Here is an 18,216-nt window from a genome sequence, read left to right on the forward strand (position 1 = left end):
CCGTGCTGGTGTAGACTGCACAATAATTAATGTTTTAATGTGGAAACAAACTGTATTGTTACCGGCCCGATTAAACCGGCGTCCAGTAAGGGCGCTTCTACAAATAGTTTGCTCCATGCATTAGGCAGCCTGCTTATGTTTGACTGAAATTTTCGATCGACCGGGGATAACCTTGCATCACCGATCAATGCATTATTTATCGTGTTGACAACTTCAATGATCATATGATTTTTGCCAGGCTGAATCATGCTGGTGATATCGACCTGGAAAGGGCTGTGCCACAACAGGCCAACGTTGTGACCATTCAGAAAAACTTCTGCAATTTCCCTGACTTTCCCGAGCGTTAACAGCACTCTTATTCCGCCGCGAAGCTGATCATCCGCAAGCGAGAAGGTATGATGATAAGCCACAGTTCCCGAAAAGTACCTGATACCATCTTTTGAAGATTTGTTGAGCGGAACAAGCCCTGGCATTGTATCCCTGGCAGGGGCATTACCAGTCCGGCTGAAATGCAATTCCCATGGGCCATCCAGGGTAACAGGCGCAGGGAGAACGATTTGTTTATCATAAGCCCTGCCATTGGCGGAACCGGTAACACTCCCGTTCGTTGCAATGGCCATACCAGCTTTTGTATGCATTATCCGGGTATTGTTATTTAGCATAGTTTCATCCAACGTGGCCTTTGCCGGAAAAATTGGCGAAGAGAAAACGATAAACAATGAGCCATAAGCCGCAAACGACAATGGAATTTCTATAAATTCACCGACTTTGTTATAAACTGTGATCGGGGTAATAACACCAGTTTCGGGGTCCCATAATTCAGGTGTCATTCCTTTTACTCTCGTAGTAACAAAGGCTGTAACCGGTTCCGGTTTTGTATTCCTGATGAAATAAATGTGATCATCGCCGGATTGACGGTGGATATAATTCAGCGCACGGTTATCCCCTGCAGTTTTATAACTGAAATCAGGTTTTATTCCCTTTGCGCGGAGAACTTCTCCCGGTGTTTTATTCCATACAACCCTGCCTTTACCAAACCTGGTTTCACCTGCGGCTTCATCCTTACCCCACAACGATTTACTGACGTCAAGGATTGTTGCATCATTCATAGACGCATCTTTAAGACTGTTTGATTGACCTGGTCTGCGACCAATCACCGTTGCACCATCAGCTACCAGCTGCCGGAGTTTTTTTGCAACCTGTACATTCATGGTTCTGTGTTCAGGCAAAACAAGTACTTCATAAAACTGCCCATGTGGTAAATAAATCCTGCCGTTCCTGACGGTCATTTTGTTCAGCAGTATATCGCTGTTTACAACATCATAATCATAACCGGAACGCAGGGACGAATCAATGTTATAAGGTTTAACGAAGTTGGGCGCTTCATCACCATAATAGTAAGCCACATCGCCAATGAAGTTGCCCTGTTGCAACAAGTAACTGCATCGGGCGAGGTATTCATGAAACCCTTTTGATTTCGGCCACCATCCATTGGTAGTGTTTATCAATGTCCCGAAGTTATATACCCAGCCCGGATTACCTGATTCCGGGGGAGTGTGCGGAAAAGTGTGATAAACGAACCGGTTCAGACCCTCGCACATGGCCCTGTCTGCTAAAGGTTTTAATTCGTCAGGACCTTCCTGCCAGAGCCACACCGATGTGAATGATTCAGCTTCCACATATTTCTGGTTGTAAATATGTGATGCACTTGCAATTCCTTTTACAATCTGAAGTAATTCGAGTTGCGGATGTTTGTTCCAGAATTCTCCCCGCGGAATAGTCAGCGCACCCAAAGCTTTCAGGTCTTCAAAAGGTACGTTGTGAATGGGCTGCCCGGGCCCGCCTGCTTCTGCAACAAAGCCAAGCCCTTGTTCACTGCAAAGTTCTTTACCGAGCTTGTAATGATTGTCAATGATAAGATCTGAAAGTGTTTTCCTGAAGTCGGATAAAAAACGACTGGTTGTATCAGGCGATAAAGTAAACCCGTCCAGCAATGGCAGAAACCTTAACAGGCTATAACCTTTTCGCTTCTGAAACTCTTCCGGCATAAAAGGGGTCCAGACCGCAGAGTTTACCTCGTAGCTGTCCGCGTATAAATATTTTAAGGATCGGTTTTTCAGGGAACCGGTGACTGGTAAGAGCCGGTCGAAGATATACTTCATGTTGGCCCTCTGTGCATCGGCACTGAAATGATCAAGCATCAATCCCTGTGAATTGGTTGAGGGGATCGCGAGTGGTTGTCCTGTCGGGGCACAAACATAGCGGATGATCCTCCATTTACCGGCGGGTACTTTCCACCTTAAGGTGCCATTATCATAAACAGTGTCCAGTAAGGTAACTTCATTCAATGAACCTATCGCCGAGTCGTCGTTCAGGGGATGTGCAAGCAAAGCAACCTCCCTGTAATATGTGGGCAAACCGGTTTTTGTATCGAGCGAAAGAAGGTTCTTCTGCTTGTTATATGTTGCAGGACTAAAAGGAAAAGGAATCGATGCTGAGAAATCCAGCGGGCCCGATACAATAGTATCACGTCTGAAAAGCCCCATCGCACCATGTTCGGGCTTAACCCAGGACCCACCCGCGTTCCAGCTGCTTGAAAATGTAAGACCGAGTTCGAGCCCAAGGCGATCTGCTTCCCTGATAGTGTACGCGATCGCCTGCACCGATTCATCACTTAAAAAGGCCGGGCCTGCGGGAACCATATTGCCGGGATTTATACTGGTGCCGATATCCCAGATGTCAAATCCACCCATACCTTTCCTTTTTGCGTCTTCCATTTCAAATGTCAGTTGGGATAAACTTACATTGCCATTAACCCACGGCCATAATGCACGTGGCCTTGCAGATACGGGCGGATCAAAAAATCCTTTTCTTAATTCCGCAATCGTCAATGGGGTTGACTGACCCTTTGCCGTCTGCGATCCGGCCACAGCAAACATCAGCAGAAAGAATATCCTGATAGAGGCATACATGTGTAAAAGATAAACAATCGCATCAGTCTGATGTGCTGTAGTATGCTGTAAATAAATCACTTTTTTCTACATTTGCTCAATCAATTGCGCAACACTGAAAAATAACCCGACAATAGCCGATGTTTCAAAAGCATCAAATGTGTCTACGACTACCGTTTCAAGGGTTCTCAATGGCCTCTCCAAAAAATACCGGATCTCCACCGAGACAGAGGACCAGGTGCTGAAAGTCGCACAGAAATTAAACTACCGGCCAAACCTCGCGGCGGTCCATTTTCGGTTAAAAAAGACAAATAACATAGGATTGCTGATACCCAGCCTGGCCAATCCATTTTTTGCTAATGTAGCGGGACACATTACGGCAGAACTCCACACCAGGGGTTATTCTGTTATTATCTCAGATTGCGGTGAAGATGACAGAATTGAAGCAGAGATGCTGACCCAGCTTGCTGACCGCCGGATCGACGGATTGTTGATCAGTCCTGCTTCACGAAAGCCCGCAGTATTTGAAAACCTATACCGTTCAGGGCTTCCCGTTGTATTTTTTGACCGGTATTTTGAAGACAGTAGCATACCCTATGTATCATCTCACAACTACCAGGGTGCCTACGAGATAACAAAATACCTGATACAATCCGGTCACCAACGGATTACGTGTATCCAGGCAACCCGCGATGTGATGCCCGTTACCACCAGGTTAAGAGGTTACAAAGCAGCGATGGAAGAGGCTGGTTTAATCCCCGATTGTGTGGGAACAGGGTTCAGTCTCCAAAATGGATACATTGAGACGAAACTATTATTGAGCCGCGCTACCAAACCGACTGCGATCTTCGCATTCACGAACCCCATTGCGCTTGGCACGATAAAGGCCCTCCGGGAAGAAGGAATCAGTATCCCGGGCCAGGTTTCGCTGGTTACATTTGACGATTCGGAATACCTTAATTTTCTTGACCCGCCCGTAACCTGTGTCGAGCAACCACTCGCAGAAATGGCGAGGATCTCAGTGAAAATGCTTCTCCAACAAATTGAAGGGCATGATGCCGGGGCTGTAAACCATCCCGAACGAATCCTGCTCAATCCACGCATTATCCACCGCCAGTCAATTCAAATTTTGTAGACAAAGACTTTTTTGTACTTTGCGCAAACGATTGTCCTAACGGTTTCCCGATAAACACTATTGCCATGCAAGCCATTTTTGAAATCGACGCCTCCAGACGAACGCCGAAATATCTCCAGATTGTAAACTCTATCACCAAAGCAATTAAACAGGGACGTTACAAGAAAGGAGATCGGATCTGCTCCATCAATGAATTAAGCAATGAATTTTTTTTGTCAAGGGACACTGTTCAGAAAGCTTATGATCTTCTCGAAAAAGAAAAAATTATTGAAGGTATAAGGGGTAAGGGCTTTTACATAAACAGGATAGATATTATTAAACCTTACCACATACTTCTTCTCTTTAATAAAATAAGTAATTACAAAAAGGTCATATTTAATTCGTTTTCCCAGACATTTGGTAAAAAGGCTACCATTGATCTGAAAATTTACCATTCAAATACCCGATTGTTCAGTGACATTGTTGAATCGAGCCTTGGTGAATACGATTACTATGTTATCATGCCGCATTTTTATGAAGATCTTGAAGAAGCATATAAAATGATAGAAAAAATCCCGGCTGAGCAATTGTTTGTCCTGGATAAGGATCTCTCGGGGCCCAGGCGAGCATATTCCGCAGTATACCAGGATTTCAAAAATGATATTGCTGAAGCACTCGAAAGCGGTCTGGCTACATTGCGTAAATACAGGATGCTGACGCTTGTGTTTCCAAAAACAACGAGGTATCCTTGCGAGATCGTGACTGGCTTCCGAAATTTTTGCACTCAGCATAATTTCGAGCACCGCATCATAAATGAGATCAACCCCCAGGATTGTATCAAAGAAAAGGAAGCCTTTATAGTTATAGAAGAAACTGATTTGGTAAACCTGATAAAAAATTGCCAGGCTGCAGATCTTAAGCTTGGAAAAGATGTTGGTATCGTATCTTATAATGATACGCCCCTGAAAGAAATCCTTTCAGACGGCATTTCGGTTATCTCTACTGATCATGCCAAAATGGGTGAAACAGCGGCCAGGATGATCCTTGAAAACAGGCAGGAAAAAATAAAAAATCCTTTTCATCTTATTTTAAGGAACTCGCTGTAACTCCGCCAATTGATTTTCATTATGATCAACCGTTTTCGTCCTGTTCCCCTGATATATATTTCCTCCGCCGCTGTCATAATTTCCCTATTGATCTGCTGCCAACAAAAAGCTGACACGCTTTTCAGAAAGACCGATCCTGCTGAAACGGGAATTCAATTCATGAACAGCGTGGTTGAAAATGACACTGTCAACCCGATCGACCTCGAATTTTTATACAACGGTGGTGGTGTGGCAGTTGGAGATTTTGACAACAACGGCTTGCCTGATCTTTACTTTACTGCAAGTATCGCCAGCAACAAATTATACCTGAACCAGGGAAACCTTTCATTTCGCGACGTTACTGATCTGGCAAAGGTTTCAGGGGAAGACAGGTGGGCGAACGGGGCTTCCGTAGTCGACATCAACAATGATGGATGGAAGGATATATACGTATGTACTACCATAAAAACAAACCCCGACGAACGAAGGAACTTACTTTATATCAACCAGGGCCTGAACACGGAAAAAATCCCTGTTTTCAAAGAAATGGCCGCAGAATATAATCTTGCCGACACCAGTCATTCTGTGCATGCTGCTTTTTTTGACTATGATAACGACGGTGATCTCGATATGTACCTGGTTACGACCCGCATGGCAGGGCGAACATCTACCCAGTTCGGAAACAATGGCCCGGGCGAATCGACTACAGATGTTGACAAACTCTACCGCAATGATTATAACAATGAGCTGAAACATCCTGTGTATACAGATGTATCGAAGGAGGCTAATATCCTTGAAAGTGGCTACGGGCTCGGCATTTCGATAGCTGATATAAATATGGATGGATGGAAAGACATTTACGTGACCAATGATTTTTTTTCAAACGACCTGTTATATATCAACAATAAAAACGGTACATTTTCCAACAAGGCCGGAACATATTTTAAACATACTTCAAGGAATGCAATGGGGAACGACATCGCAGATATTAATAATGATGGTCTTCCGGATGTACTTGCAGTCGATATGAATCCCGAAGATAATTTTCGCAAGAAAAAAAACATGGGGAGCAACAACTATTATATTTACCAGAGTATGATGTTTGGTCAGTATAACCTCCAATATGTGCGAAACACGCTGCAGCTTAACCAGGGGCCGGCCCTCACAAACAACGATTCCATCGGAGACCCTGTGTTCAGCGAAGTAGGTTTTCTTGCAGGTGTTGCGCAAACAGACTGGAGCTGGAATGTTTCGATGGCCGATTTCGACAACAATGGTTTGCGGGATGTAATTATTACCAATGGATATCCCAGGGATGTTACCGATCACGATTTTGCTGCCTTCAGACAAAAGGCCGGTACACTTGTTTCCCGGAAGGACCTGATAGCGGAGATACCACAGATCCGTATTCCCAACTACACTTTCCAAAATACCGGAAAGCTGCAATTCCGGGATGTCACCACCCAATGGGGCATGGATCAGCCCTCCTTTTCCAACGGGGCAGTGTATGTTGATCTTGATAATGATGGCGATCTTGACTATGTTATTAATAACATCAATGAAACCGCGCTGGTGTATGAAAATACCCTGAATAACAAAGAGCACACTTATGCCAATTATCTAAAGATAAAATTTGAAGGGACGCAAACAAACCGGGACGGATTAGGCGCTATAGCAAAGATCTTCTACGGGGATAAAATGCAGGTGCATGAAAATTCCCCTTACCGCGGCTATCTTTCATCAGTAGAAGAGGTAGCATGTTTTGGACTGGATACGATAAAGTCCATTGATTCAGTGATAATCACCTGGCCACAAGGCCAAACTCAGTTGTTAAGAAATGTCAAAGTGAACCAGGTGTTGAAAGTCAGTATAGCTAATGCAACATTGACGCTCAGACCTTCAGATTCAATTGCTTCCACCAATATTTTTTCCGACATCACGGCAGCTGCGGGTATCCGTTACCGTCACGAAGAAGCCGATGCCATTGACTTCGACAAGGAGCGCTTGTTGCCACATAAGCTTTCGCAATACGGACCCGGGATCGCAGCAGGCGATATAGACGGAAATGGCCTGGATGACATGGTCATTGGCGGCAACAACAATATACAACCGATGTTGCTGTTGCAGCAGACTGATGGCAGGTTCAGGGAAAGGTTGCTGCCTTACCTCGAAGGTAGTGATGTGAGAAGACCGGAAAATATGGGGATACTATTGTTCGATGCTGATAACGATGGGGATCAGGATATGTATCTTTCAGCCGGAAGTAATGAGCACCTGGCCAACACAAAAAATTATGAGGATCGCCTGTTTGTAAATGATGGCAAAGGAAATTTCAATTACAATGCCACCGCCATTCCCCAAAATTTTACCAGTAAAAGTTGCGTAAAGGCTGCTGATTTTGACAAGGACGGAGATCTTGACCTTTTTATTGGTGGCAGGGTTTTGCCGGGGAGTTATCCGTTACCGGTAAGCAGCATTATCTATAGAAATGATTCGAAAAATAATCTTATCCGGTTTACGGATGTCACCAGCCAGGTAGCTCCTCCTCTATTGAATATTGGTTTGGTCTGTGATGCTATCTGGACAGACTATGACAATGACGGCTGGACCGACCTGCTGGTAACCGGAGAGTGGATGCCGGTGAAATTTCTTAAGAACAACAAGGGTCGCTTTGAAGATATGACGAACACTACTGGTATACAAACAGAACTGGGTTGGTGGAACAGTATATCAGGTGCCGATTTTGATAATGACGGCGATATCGATTACGTTGTTGGTAATCTTGGAGAAAACTCTTTTTATAAGGCCAGCCCGGTACATCCGGTCAATATATACTCGAAAGACTTTGATGGCAATGGAAGTATCGACGCAATAACCACCACTTATCTGAAGGATCAGCAACAGGAGCTGAAAGAATATACTGTCCATAATAAAGATGATATCAACAGCCAGTTACCAGGCCTGAAGAAAAAATATTTGTCGTACAAGGCTTTTGCAGGTGCCACATTCGATGATCTTTTCTCGCCAGCCGAAAAAAAGGATTTGCTCAGGCTCAGTGCCAGTAATATGAAGACCTGTTACCTGAGAAATGCAGGGAAAGGTAAGTTCGAAATGCAGGCTTTACCCCAGGAGGCCCAGTTCGCGCCAGTTTATGGAATGGTTACGGATGATTTTAACAACGATGGAAATACGGACCTTGCCTTGGTTGGTAACGATTATGGTACAGAGGTAACCAACGGCCGTTACGATGCATTAAACGGATTAATTTTGCTGGGAAATGGCAAAGGTGGATTTCAACCTCAGACCATTCTTCAAAGCGGTCTGTTTGTGCCGGGCGATGCAAAAGCGCTCGTTAAACTTGCAGATGCGAAAGGCAATTACCTGTTAGCGGCTACCCAAAACCGGGGGCCGCTTAAAGTTTTTCGTTCGAAAGAAAAAATGCCTGCGGTCCGTTTGCAGCCGACCGATAAATATGCCATCATATATCTGAAAAATGGTCAGAAAAGAAAAGAAGAATTTTACTGGGGTTCTTCCTTTTTATCACAATCGTCCAGGTTCATGTCAACAAATAGTAGCATGCAAAAGATCGAGATCACCAGCGACCGTGATACAAGAACAATAGATTCTGCAATTCCAGTTGGTCCGGTCATAAAAAAATAAGATACCTGTTCGCCTCCGTCCTGGTATATCAATGGGATGGTACAGCACAGTTTAAATACATTCATACCTTAACTTGAGCAATAAGCTTAGTTAAACTTGAGCCATGAGCTTAGTTAAAGGGAAATCATAAACATCGTGACATTGAAGTTCACTAATAAAATTATGACTGTGCCCAGCCATGCAACCGGGAATTAGCACATATAGTTATCCGTGGTCATTCAGTGTGGGTGAATTTTCGCCTCCCAAACCTTATACTTTCAGGGATCTTTTGCTGGCTGCACAAAGAAAAAGTATTCAATATGTTGAGTTTGGCGATAATTATCCCTTGCATCGTTTACCAGCAGCGGAGTTAAGTAATCTCAAACAGGCAGCGGATCAATTAAAGATAAATTTACAGGCAGGCACCCGGGGCTTAACGGTACCGAATATCCGAACGTATCTCGCGATAGCGAAAATAATTGATTCACCTTTCCTGAGAATAGTGATCGATGATCTGGGATACCAGCCGACAGAAGCGGAGGTCATAGAAATTATCATTACCCTGATCCCTGCATTGCAACAGGAAAACGTGCAACTGTTAATTGAAAATCATGATCGGTTTAAGTCGCAGGCACTAAAGCGGATTGTAGAAAGCACCAACCCTGAATGGGTTGGCATTTGCCTCGACACTGCCAATTCACTTGGCGCCGGTGAGGGTATAAACGAAGTTGTTGAAATATTATCTCCCTATACCGGTAACCTGCATGTAAAGGACTTCAGGATCGAAAGAAAACAACATAAGATGGGTTTTTTAGTAAAAGGTTGTATTGCCGGTGAAGGGATGCTTGACATTCCCTGGCTGTTGAAAGAAGTAAGCCGTCACGGGCGATGCAAAACTGCTATATTAGAAGTATGGTCGGACCCGGGACCTACGATAGAAGAAACCTTAGTAAAAGAACAAGAGTGGGCAGACAAAAGCATTGATTACCTCAAAACTTTAATCAAATGAAAAAAATTGCTTTGGTGGGTGCCGGTGGTAAAATGGGATGCCGGTTAACCGACAACTTCCTGAAATGTCCGGGATACATGCTGCACTATCTCGAGATCAGTGAAAAAGGTCTTCAAAACCTTAAGCAACGAAATGTAGTTGTGAGTAATGAAGAAGATTCGATCGCCGACGCAGACGTTGTAATCCTCGCGGTACCGGATGTCACCATTGGTGAGGTGTCTGATCACATTGTCCCGAAAATGAAACCGGGCGCTGTTGTTATGACCCTTGATCCTGCTGCGCCTCTAGATGGCGTTATACATCACCGTGACGACCTCGGTTATGTAATTGCTCACCCCTGTCATCCTTCAGTGTTTAACTGGGAACCAAGTGAAGAGATATTTCGTGATTTTTATGGAGGAGTCTCTGCCAGGCAATCGATCGTTGTGGCACTGATGCACGGCTCTGAAGAACAATATTTATTGGGTGAAAAGATCGCGCAGGATATGTATGCGCCCATCAAACAAACCCACAGAATTACACTGGAGCAGATGGCAATCCTGGAGCCCGCAATGGTGGAAACACTGGCTCAGACCTGCATGGAAGTTGTTAAAGAAGGATTCGACAGGATCGTTGCCCTCGGGGTGCCGGAAGCTGCTGCAAGAGATTTTGTTCTCGGTCATTTACGTATACAGATAGCCGTATTATTCAAGGAAGTAAATGGAAGCTTTTCAGATGCGGCTTATAAGATAAGCAAAAGAGCCAGGCCAATCCTTTTCAAAGAAACCTGGCAAAGCATTTTTGAAATGGATGATATAAGACGACAGGTCCGGGACATTACAAATAAATAACGAAGCTTCTATATGCAAAAAAGACTACTATCAATTTGTGCACTGATTGCCATTACTTATTCATCGTTTGCGCAGCTCAGAGTGAGCGACAACAAACGATTTTTAGTTACCAAAGAGGGTAAACCTTTCTTCTGGCTGGGTGACACTGCCTGGGAACTGTTTCACCGTCTGTCGCGGGAAGAAGCTGATCTTTACCTGAAGAACCGCGCTGAGAAAGGCTTCACAGTGATCCAGGCAGTCGCATTGGCAGAACTGGACGGGCTGCGTGTTCCAAATGCTTATGGTGAAATACCACTTGAAGACTTTGACCCGAACAAGCCAAGAGAAGCATATTTCCAACATGTCGATTATATCATCAACAAGGCTAATGAGCTTGGATTATACATTGCGCTTTTACCAACCTGGGGAGATAAAATATTTAAAGACAGGTGGGGAGAAGGACCTGAAATTTTTAATAACAGCAACGCTGCGGGCTATGGCAAATGGATAGGTAATCGTTATAAGAATAAAACGAATATTATTTGGGTATTAGGCGGTGACCGGGTACCCGACGAGAAGGCCAAAGCCATCTGGCGGGCCATGGCAGGTGGAATTGCCGAGGGCGTAGGAGGAAATGATAAAGCAATAATGACATTCCATCCCCAGCCAAATGCGGTTGAAGATGGTGGCTCTTCGAAGTATTTTCATAATGACGAATGGCTCGACCTGAACGTTCTTCAAACCGGCCATTGCAGGGATAATAACGTTTGGGACAGGATACAGGTTGTGTACAACCGGGAACCAATAAAACCCGTGCTGGACGCTGAGCCTTTGTATGAAGATCACCCCGTATGTTTCAATGCAAAAGAACTGGGAATTTCAAGCGCATATGATGTCAGGAAGCACGCTTATATCGACGTGTTCGCCGGAGCATTTGGTCATACCTATGGATGCCATGATGTATGGCAGATGTATGCACCGAACCGAACCTCCATCAACGGAGCACGCATTCCATGGTATGTCGCAATGGATCTGCCCGGCGCGGGGCAAATGAAATATCTCAGACGATTGATGGAATCAAGATCAATGCTTGACCGGGTGCCCGACCAGACCATTATTACAGATGCACTCAGCGCCGGCGACCGCATACAGGCAACGAGAGGGAAAGACTACATATTCATTTATACAACGCAGGGTAAGCCAATCACGGTGAAGCTGGGCAAAATTTCAGGCACAGAGATCTCGTCATTTTGGTTCAATCCCAAAAACGGGGAAGAAAAGATGATTGGGAAGTTTCCGAATAATGGAGAAAAAACCTTCACCCCTCCTACCAGTGGTTATGGCCACGACTGGGTATTGGTGATAGATGATGCTAAAAAAAGTTCCTGATAAAACATTAACATTGACACCACTTCGCTTTGCTGTGATAGGAGCCGGATTTTGGGCAAATTACCAGCTTGCAGCCTGGAAAGAACTGCAGGGGATTGAAGTGGTGGCCGTCTGCGATAAAAATCATTCGGCAGCTGAGGCAATCGCAAATAAATTTGATGTTGCGAAGGTGTACACTGATGCCAGGGTTTTGCTTGAAAATGAAACGCTTGACGTTGTAGACATCATAACTGATGTGGATACACATGCAGCTTTAACTATTATAGCCGCTGAAAAAGGAGTAAATGTAATTTGTCAGAAACCATTGGCTTCCTCATATGCAGATGCGGAGTTGATGGTCGACATTTGCAGACAGCAAAACGTTCAATTGTTTGTGCATGAGAACTTCCGCTGGCAGGCTCCTGTAAGAGCCCTGAAAGATGCGATGAATACAGGGATGATCGGCAAACCATTTAAGGCAAGGGTAACATTTTGTTCTGCATTTCCCGTGTTTGACAATCAGCCCTTCCTGGCCGGGCTGGAGCATTTTATTATTACTGATATCGGCTCTCATATACTTGATATCTGCCGGTTTCTTTTCGGAGAGGTGAAGGCTTTATCCTGTCTTACACAGCGGGTGAACCCGCGGATAAAAGGTGAAGATGTGGCAAACGTGTTAATGGAGATGGAAAACGGTTTACATTGCTTCGCAGAAATGAGTTATGCATCCGTTCTCGAAAAAGAAGCTTTTCCACAGACTTTGATTTTAGTTGAAGGTGAGGAAGGCTCGATAAATCTCACCAATGATTTCGAACTAAAAGTTTCAACAAGAGCAGGCACCACATCCGGTACAATTAAACCGGTAATGTATCCATGGGCCAATCCAGACTATGCAGTCATACATTCGAGTATTGTCGATTGCAATAAAGATATACTGAAAGGATTACAGGGAGGTGGCTGTGAAACAACAGGTAGAGATAACCTGCGAACAGTGTCGCTTGTCTGGTCCTGTTATCAATCTGCTGCTACAAAACAAATTATTGTCTTTTAATGCTGAAGCTCCGGAACATATCAAAGTTTTTTGGCGGTGTGAAAGCACTGCAGGATGTTTCCATTGACTTCAATTCCGGGGAGGTACATGTACTTTGCGGTGAAAATGGAGCCGGCAAAAGCACCCTGATGAATATAATCATGGGTAATCTTCAGCCCGATCAAGGAAAGATTTTCCGGCACAATCAACAAGTGACCATTGATAACGTCTTAAGCGCTCAGCGCCTGGGCCTTTCCATTGTTTACCAGGAAGGCAGCCTTGCAAACGCTTTAAGTATCGCCGAAAATATTTTTCCTGTCAACATGCCGCTAACCGGAACAGGACTTATCAATTATACCGGCCTTTACAACAGAACGGCATTATTACTTGCAGACCTGGGTTTATCTCATCTTGATCCAAAAATGCCGGTGATCAGGCTTTCGGTTGCACAAAAACGAATGGTTGAGATTGCGAAGGCGATCGCACAGGATCCGGCCCTGCTGATTCTTGACGAACCTACTGCGTCTCTTACGTATAGCGAAACGGCAATATTGTTTCGGATCATCGCCAATCTTAAAAAGAAAGGAACCGGCATTATTTATATCTCTCACCGGATGGAAGAAATCAGGGAAATAGCCCGGAAGATATCTGTCCTGAAAGATGGAAAGCTGGTAGGAACAGTTGATAGTTCCGTTCCGACACAGGACATTATCAGGATGATGGTAGGCAGAAACCTTGAAGCCGGAAGCGAAGAATCATGTTTCAGCAACGATATAAAACTGGAAGTTAGAAACCTTACCGGCAAAGGATTCAGCAACATCAGTTTTCAGCTCCGCAGGGGTGAAATACTTGGATTTGCCGGCCTCGAGGGTTCAGGGAGAAGTGCTATGGCTAAAGCAATTTTTGGCTATGAAATTTACACCCGTGGTACAATCACAATGGATGGTAGACAGTTGAATATTCACCATCCCGCCGAGGCATTGAAAGAAAAAATCGTTTACCTGCCCGAGGACCGAAAAACAGAAAGTTTATTCTACAATATGAGTGTCGCCGAAAATATTTTTGCGGCCCAATTACAAAGCGGATTTTATAACGAGCGTGAGATAAACCGAAATAGCAGAATATTATGTGATGAGTTTAATGTCCGGTCTCCAATGGTTACCCAGCCAGTGCGAACCTTAAGTGGCGGTAATCAACAGAAAGTTGTCCTGGCAAAATGTCTCGCGTTAAAACCCGAGGTCCTGATCATCAATGAGCCAACTCATGGTGTTGATGCAGGAGCAAAATCAGAGATTTATCCCCAGTTGAAAAAGCTTACCAGGGAAGGCAAAAGCATAATACTCATCTCCAGTGAATTGAAGGAATTGCTTCTGCTCTGTGATCGTATCGCGGTAATGCATAAAGGAAAAATAATCGGTATATTAAACCATAGTGAAGCAACAGAAGAGAAAATAACAATACTGGCGTCGGGTTATAAAAATTAAGGCGACCGGTTAACCATTAAATATTCTCGATGTCATTAAACGAACGATTGCAGGACCGGGTTTTCTCGCTGTCCATAAGTATTCTTATTCTATGTGTGCTGTTAACATTGATTTACCCGGATCAGTTTGCTACGCTTGAAAATCTTTCACAGTTGTTATTAAATCTTTCGATCGATACCATCGTTGCCGTGGGGATGATGATCCTGCTGATCTCCGGCATGTTTGATCTGTCTGTCGGTGCGGTTGTCGCGTTCGCCGGGGGATTAACCGGCTACCTGATGTATTACCATGATGTCAATTTTTTGCTGGCAATAGGCGCTGGCTTAACAGGTTCGATGCTGATTGGCCTGATCAATGGATTATTGATTGCTAAGGCAGGTATAAATCCGATGATACAAACACTGGCAATGATGGGTATAGTACGTGGCATGGCCCTGATGCTCAGTGGGGCCGGGATACAGAATTTTCCGTATGAATTTATTTATATAGGGCAATCAAAATTGCTCACCATACAGGCGCCTGTCTGGTATATGTTGATCGTCGTCTTGTTATTCAGTTTCCTGGTAAAAAGAACCGTTTTTTTTCGCCGTTATTACTTTATCGGCAGCAATGAAAAAGCAGCAAAACTTTCCGGGATAGAAGTCGGTAAAATGAAGATCTGGGCCTTTGTTATTTCTGCAACATTGGCGGGGATAGCAGGTGTTTTACTTGCTTCCCGTTTGGGAGCAGCTTTATCTACCTCAGGCCGAGGCCTGGAACTCAGGGTCATTACCGCGGTGATCCTGGGTGGTGCGAGTCTTTCAGGTGGAACAGGCAAAATATGGGGAGCTTTTTTGGGTGCACTCTTTATGGCGATCATCAATAACCTGCTCATTATCGCCCGCGTTTCAGGATATTGGCAGGAGATAATTTTGGGATTGATATTAATTGCCGCGGTGGGACTTGATCAATGGCTACTGCGTAAAATGAACAAATAAATTCATCATGCGAAAACCTGGAAAATTCATCACCCTAAAACCGCTGTTAACCTGGGCTCTCCTGGCCTTCCTCAGCTGTGAGCCGCCACCACGTGAAGGGACAACCGCAAATGTCACCGGCGGCTTGCCGGATAAATTTATTACAGCAGACAAAGTCGATCCAAATGAGGAATATGTGATGATCACAACAGCCATCAATCTTCCTCTTTATGTAAATCACGACCAAAAAGCATTTACTGAATGGGGGAAAAAGATGGGAGTACGCACTTCGATACTTGGCCCTGCTGAATGGGATGTACCAGGCCAGATTGCAACGCTGGAACAGGTGATTCCCGGTAAGCCGGCAGGATTGCTGATAAATGGAACGGATCCCGGGATTGCATCTGCCATTAGAAGGGCCGTGGCTGCAGGCATACCAACCGTGGTGTATGATTCGGAAATCCCGAATTCAGGCAGGCATTCATTTATAGGAAGTGACTGGTATGAAATGGGGCGATTGCAGGGAGAAAGAATGGTTAAGTTATTAAACGGGAAAGGAAAGGTTGCCTGTATGGGCATCCTCGGAATGGAAAATATGGAAGCAGGCTTTAGAGGCCTCCAGGACGTTTTAAGAAAATATCCGGAGATCGAATTCGTCGGAAAGTTCGACGACAAGGCAAATGTTGAAACAGCAGCGCGCCTGACAGCAGATTTGCTGGCTGCACATCCCGACCTTTCGGGCATAGCAGGATTTGATTCAAATTCCGGTCCGGGCATGGCCCTGTCAGTTAAAGAAGCCAACAAAGGAGGGAAAATCATATTGACCACCGTTGATGCAGAACCTGAACATTTGCGATTGGTTAAAGAAGGGGTGATCAGTTACCTTGTGGGACAAAAAAGAGAATTGTTCACCTGGATGGGGGCACAGTTTCTGTTTGACATGCGCCATAAAACACTGAAGCTTTCAGGTAATGATGCACGTGCAGGTGTAGTGCCTATTCCTTCAACCGTTATTACGGGTTCTATCGAAATTGATAAAACAAATGTCGACCAGTTTCTAAATGTAAATGCAAGATGAGTGACATTGAAGTTCAGCTGCCATTCGATCTACCGATGTTACCGGTTGAACGGCTCCGGGCCGGTGATATCAGTTGCTGGTATGAGCGGGGCAATATCAGGTACCTGATTGCAGGAGGTGAGGAAGTTGTCCGCATGATCTATCCCGCTGTGCGCAATTCATCATGGGCAACTGCGAATTATGAGATTGAAGAAGAAAAGAGAAATATTGGTGAAGACTTTTTTGAGATCAGTTACACCGCAATATATTTTCTTGATGAGCTTCATTACCGTGCCAGGATCACCATTACAGGAAAACAAGACAGTTCTATAGTATTTGCAATGGATGGCGAATCGTTGAGTACCTTCAAATCTAACCGGATCGGCTTATGTGTTCTGCATCCTGTGACTACATGTAAAGGAAAAAACATCCTGGTTACCCGGACGGATTCATCCGTTTACAATGCTGTTTTTCCGGAACAGGTAAGTCCTCACCAGCCAGTCAAGGGAATTCGGGAAATGACCTGGAACACTGATGCCGGTGATTCGATCCGTTTGAAATTTGACGGCGAGGTATTTGAGATGGAAGATCAGCGCAATTGGAGCGACAATTCATACAAAACTTACGGTCCACCGCTCAACAAACCTGCTCCTGTTTCGATTACCGAAGGCGACATGATGTATCAGCAGGTTGAGTTCACTTTTTCAAAATATTCAGCGGCAATATCACAAGTAGACCGAACCAAAGCCGGGCATAAGGAGGAAAAGATCGCAATCCCGAAAATTGGCTATAGCAGGATCACCGGTACTGCGTTATTGACCACGATCGAAATTGACGCATTGAAGAAATTGCCTTTTGACCATTACAGGATTGAATTGTTTATGCAGTCGTCAGACTGGCAAGATGAATTATTGACGGCCATTTCTGAAGCTGTAAAAATTGGAACCCGGCTGGAACTTGTTGTGTTTTTCACCCCTGCATTTGAAGTTGAGACAACCGAATTACTGACCTTTCTCCCGGAGCATAAAGATCTCATTCATAGTCTGCTCCCAATACAGGTTTCAAATAATGTGACAACACCTCCCCTGCTATCATACCTTTATCCGAGGTTTAAAGAAGTTATTCCCGGCATCCGGATCGGATATGGAACCAATGGAGCATTTGCCGAATTGAACCGGAACCGGCCACCAGAGGCAGATTATGATTTTGTTTGCTTCAGTTTGAATCCGCAGGTTCATGCAGCTGATCTAAGAACTATAGCAGAAAACCTGGAAAGCCAGCAACAGTTGATAACCGCGAGCCGCCAGTTTACTTCGAAGCCAATACATGTGTCCCCGCTCACCTTTCATCATAGAAAAGTAACTATGACCGACCGACGCCTGCATACACATTTCGGCGCAGCCTGGACGCTCCTTACCTTACGAAACCTTCACAATGCGTCCTCTTTGACCTTTTATCAAACCACCGGCGATATGGGTCTTATTAATTACTCAGGAACTGAACTTATCCATCAGTCAAAAATTTATGACATACTGATTCAGATAAAAAGATTTGATGCGGTGTACGTTATCATTGACGGAAAACCAGAACATATCATATTCGTTAACCCATCCGGTGAAAAACTAAAGTTTATCATTGACGAACATTTTTTTCCATATCCATCTCCTTAATGTCGGCTATACATCAATGGTCATGTGTTTAATATTATTCATCC

Annotated in this window: 12 protein-coding genes; 11 read left to right on the forward strand and 1 reads right to left on the reverse strand. The window is 44.5% G+C overall.

All coding sequences use genetic code 11. The features are described from left to right. Positions 1 to 26: 26 nt before the first annotated feature. Entirely contained in the window at positions 27 to 3,032 is a 3,006-nt protein-coding gene (locus ACX0G7_RS01500) for a glycosyl hydrolase (RefSeq protein ID WP_458921635.1), read from the reverse strand. A 52-nt stretch (positions 3,033 to 3,084) separates the two neighbouring features. Between ACX0G7_RS01500 and ACX0G7_RS01505 the strand changes: the two genes are divergently transcribed. The 11 genes from ACX0G7_RS01505 to ACX0G7_RS01555 all read left to right on the forward strand — a co-directional run bounded on the left by ACX0G7_RS01505 (position 3,085) and on the right by ACX0G7_RS01555 (position 18,172). Then, positions 3,085 to 4,086 carry a LacI family DNA-binding transcriptional regulator gene (locus tag ACX0G7_RS01505; RefSeq protein ID WP_458921792.1) on the forward strand — a complete coding sequence of 334 codons (1,002 nt, stop codon included), beginning with the start codon at positions 3,085 to 3,087 and terminating at the stop codon, positions 4,084 to 4,086. A gap of 65 nt (positions 4,087 to 4,151) precedes the next feature. Next, positions 4,152 to 5,171 carry a GntR family transcriptional regulator gene (locus ACX0G7_RS01510; RefSeq protein WP_458921636.1) on the forward strand — a complete coding sequence of 340 codons (1,020 nt, stop codon included), beginning with the start codon at positions 4,152 to 4,154 and terminating at the stop codon, positions 5,169 to 5,171. Between the two features lie 21 nt (positions 5,172 to 5,192). Continuing rightward, positions 5,193 to 8,810 (forward strand): VCBS repeat-containing protein, encoded by a 3,618-nt coding sequence (locus ACX0G7_RS01515; protein WP_458921637.1) that lies wholly within the window; start codon positions 5,193 to 5,195, stop codon positions 8,808 to 8,810. A gap of 178 nt (positions 8,811 to 8,988) precedes the next feature. Further along, the gene (locus tag ACX0G7_RS01520; protein ID WP_458921638.1) at positions 8,989 to 9,798 is read left to right on the forward strand and encodes a sugar phosphate isomerase/epimerase family protein; all 810 of its coding nucleotides are present in this window, start codon (positions 8,989 to 8,991) and stop codon (positions 9,796 to 9,798) included. Then, positions 9,795 to 10,628: a phosphogluconate dehydrogenase C-terminal domain-containing protein gene (locus ACX0G7_RS01525; RefSeq protein WP_458921639.1), complete on the forward strand. Its 834-nt coding sequence runs from the start codon at positions 9,795 to 9,797 to the stop codon at positions 10,626 to 10,628. The genes ACX0G7_RS01520 and ACX0G7_RS01525 overlap by 4 nt, the downstream gene beginning before the upstream one ends. Before the next feature lie 12 nt (positions 10,629 to 10,640). After that, positions 10,641 to 11,996 carry a glycoside hydrolase family 140 protein gene (locus tag ACX0G7_RS01530; RefSeq protein WP_458921640.1) on the forward strand — a complete coding sequence of 452 codons (1,356 nt, stop codon included), beginning with the start codon at positions 10,641 to 10,643 and terminating at the stop codon, positions 11,994 to 11,996. A gap of 13 nt (positions 11,997 to 12,009) precedes the next feature. Then, on the forward strand, positions 12,010 to 13,026 hold the full coding sequence (locus ACX0G7_RS01535) for a Gfo/Idh/MocA family protein (protein WP_458921641.1): 1,017 nt from the start codon (positions 12,010 to 12,012) through the stop codon (positions 13,024 to 13,026). Beyond that, a complete protein-coding gene (locus ACX0G7_RS01540) occupies positions 13,026 to 14,489 on the forward strand; it encodes a sugar ABC transporter ATP-binding protein (RefSeq protein WP_458921642.1) in 1,464 nt (487 codons plus the stop codon). The genes ACX0G7_RS01535 and ACX0G7_RS01540 overlap by 1 nt, the downstream gene beginning before the upstream one ends. A 29-nt stretch (positions 14,490 to 14,518) precedes the next feature. Beyond that, positions 14,519 to 15,466 carry an ABC transporter permease gene (locus ACX0G7_RS01545; RefSeq protein ID WP_458921643.1) on the forward strand — a complete coding sequence of 316 codons (948 nt, stop codon included), beginning with the start codon at positions 14,519 to 14,521 and terminating at the stop codon, positions 15,464 to 15,466. Between the two features lie 7 nt (positions 15,467 to 15,473). Then, positions 15,474 to 16,523 carry a substrate-binding domain-containing protein gene (locus ACX0G7_RS01550; protein ID WP_458921644.1) on the forward strand — a complete coding sequence of 350 codons (1,050 nt, stop codon included), beginning with the start codon at positions 15,474 to 15,476 and terminating at the stop codon, positions 16,521 to 16,523. Continuing rightward, complete coding sequence (locus ACX0G7_RS01555) at positions 16,520 to 18,172, forward strand: hypothetical protein (protein WP_458921645.1); 1,653 nt, start codon at positions 16,520 to 16,522, stop codon at positions 18,170 to 18,172. The genes ACX0G7_RS01550 and ACX0G7_RS01555 overlap by 4 nt, the downstream gene beginning before the upstream one ends. The last annotated feature ends 44 nt before the right edge of the window (positions 18,173 to 18,216 follow it).

It is taken from the genome of Flavitalea antarctica (assembly GCF_054461535.1).

Bases quoted from the DNA above. Each gene is read 5' to 3' on its own strand.
- ACX0G7_RS01540 (WP_458921642.1), top strand. From the start codon at position 13,026: ATGCTGAAGCTCCGGAACATATCAAAGTTTTTTGGCGGTGTGAAAGCA.
- ACX0G7_RS01555 (WP_458921645.1), top strand. From the start codon at position 16,520: ATGAGTGACATTGAAGTTCAGCTGCCATTCGATCTACCGATGTTACCG.
- ACX0G7_RS01550 (WP_458921644.1), top strand. From the start codon at position 15,474: ATGCGAAAACCTGGAAAATTCATCACCCTAAAACCGCTGTTAACCTGG.
- ACX0G7_RS01510 (WP_458921636.1), top strand. From the start codon at position 4,152: ATGCAAGCCATTTTTGAAATCGACGCCTCCAGACGAACGCCGAAATAT.
- ACX0G7_RS01545 (WP_458921643.1), top strand. From the start codon at position 14,519: ATGTCATTAAACGAACGATTGCAGGACCGGGTTTTCTCGCTGTCCATA.
- ACX0G7_RS01515 (WP_458921637.1), top strand. From the start codon at position 5,193: ATGATCAACCGTTTTCGTCCTGTTCCCCTGATATATATTTCCTCCGCC.
- ACX0G7_RS01520 (WP_458921638.1), top strand. From the start codon at position 8,989: ATGCAACCGGGAATTAGCACATATAGTTATCCGTGGTCATTCAGTGTG.
- ACX0G7_RS01525 (WP_458921639.1), top strand. From the start codon at position 9,795: ATGAAAAAAATTGCTTTGGTGGGTGCCGGTGGTAAAATGGGATGCCGG.
- ACX0G7_RS01530 (WP_458921640.1), top strand. From the start codon at position 10,641: ATGCAAAAAAGACTACTATCAATTTGTGCACTGATTGCCATTACTTAT.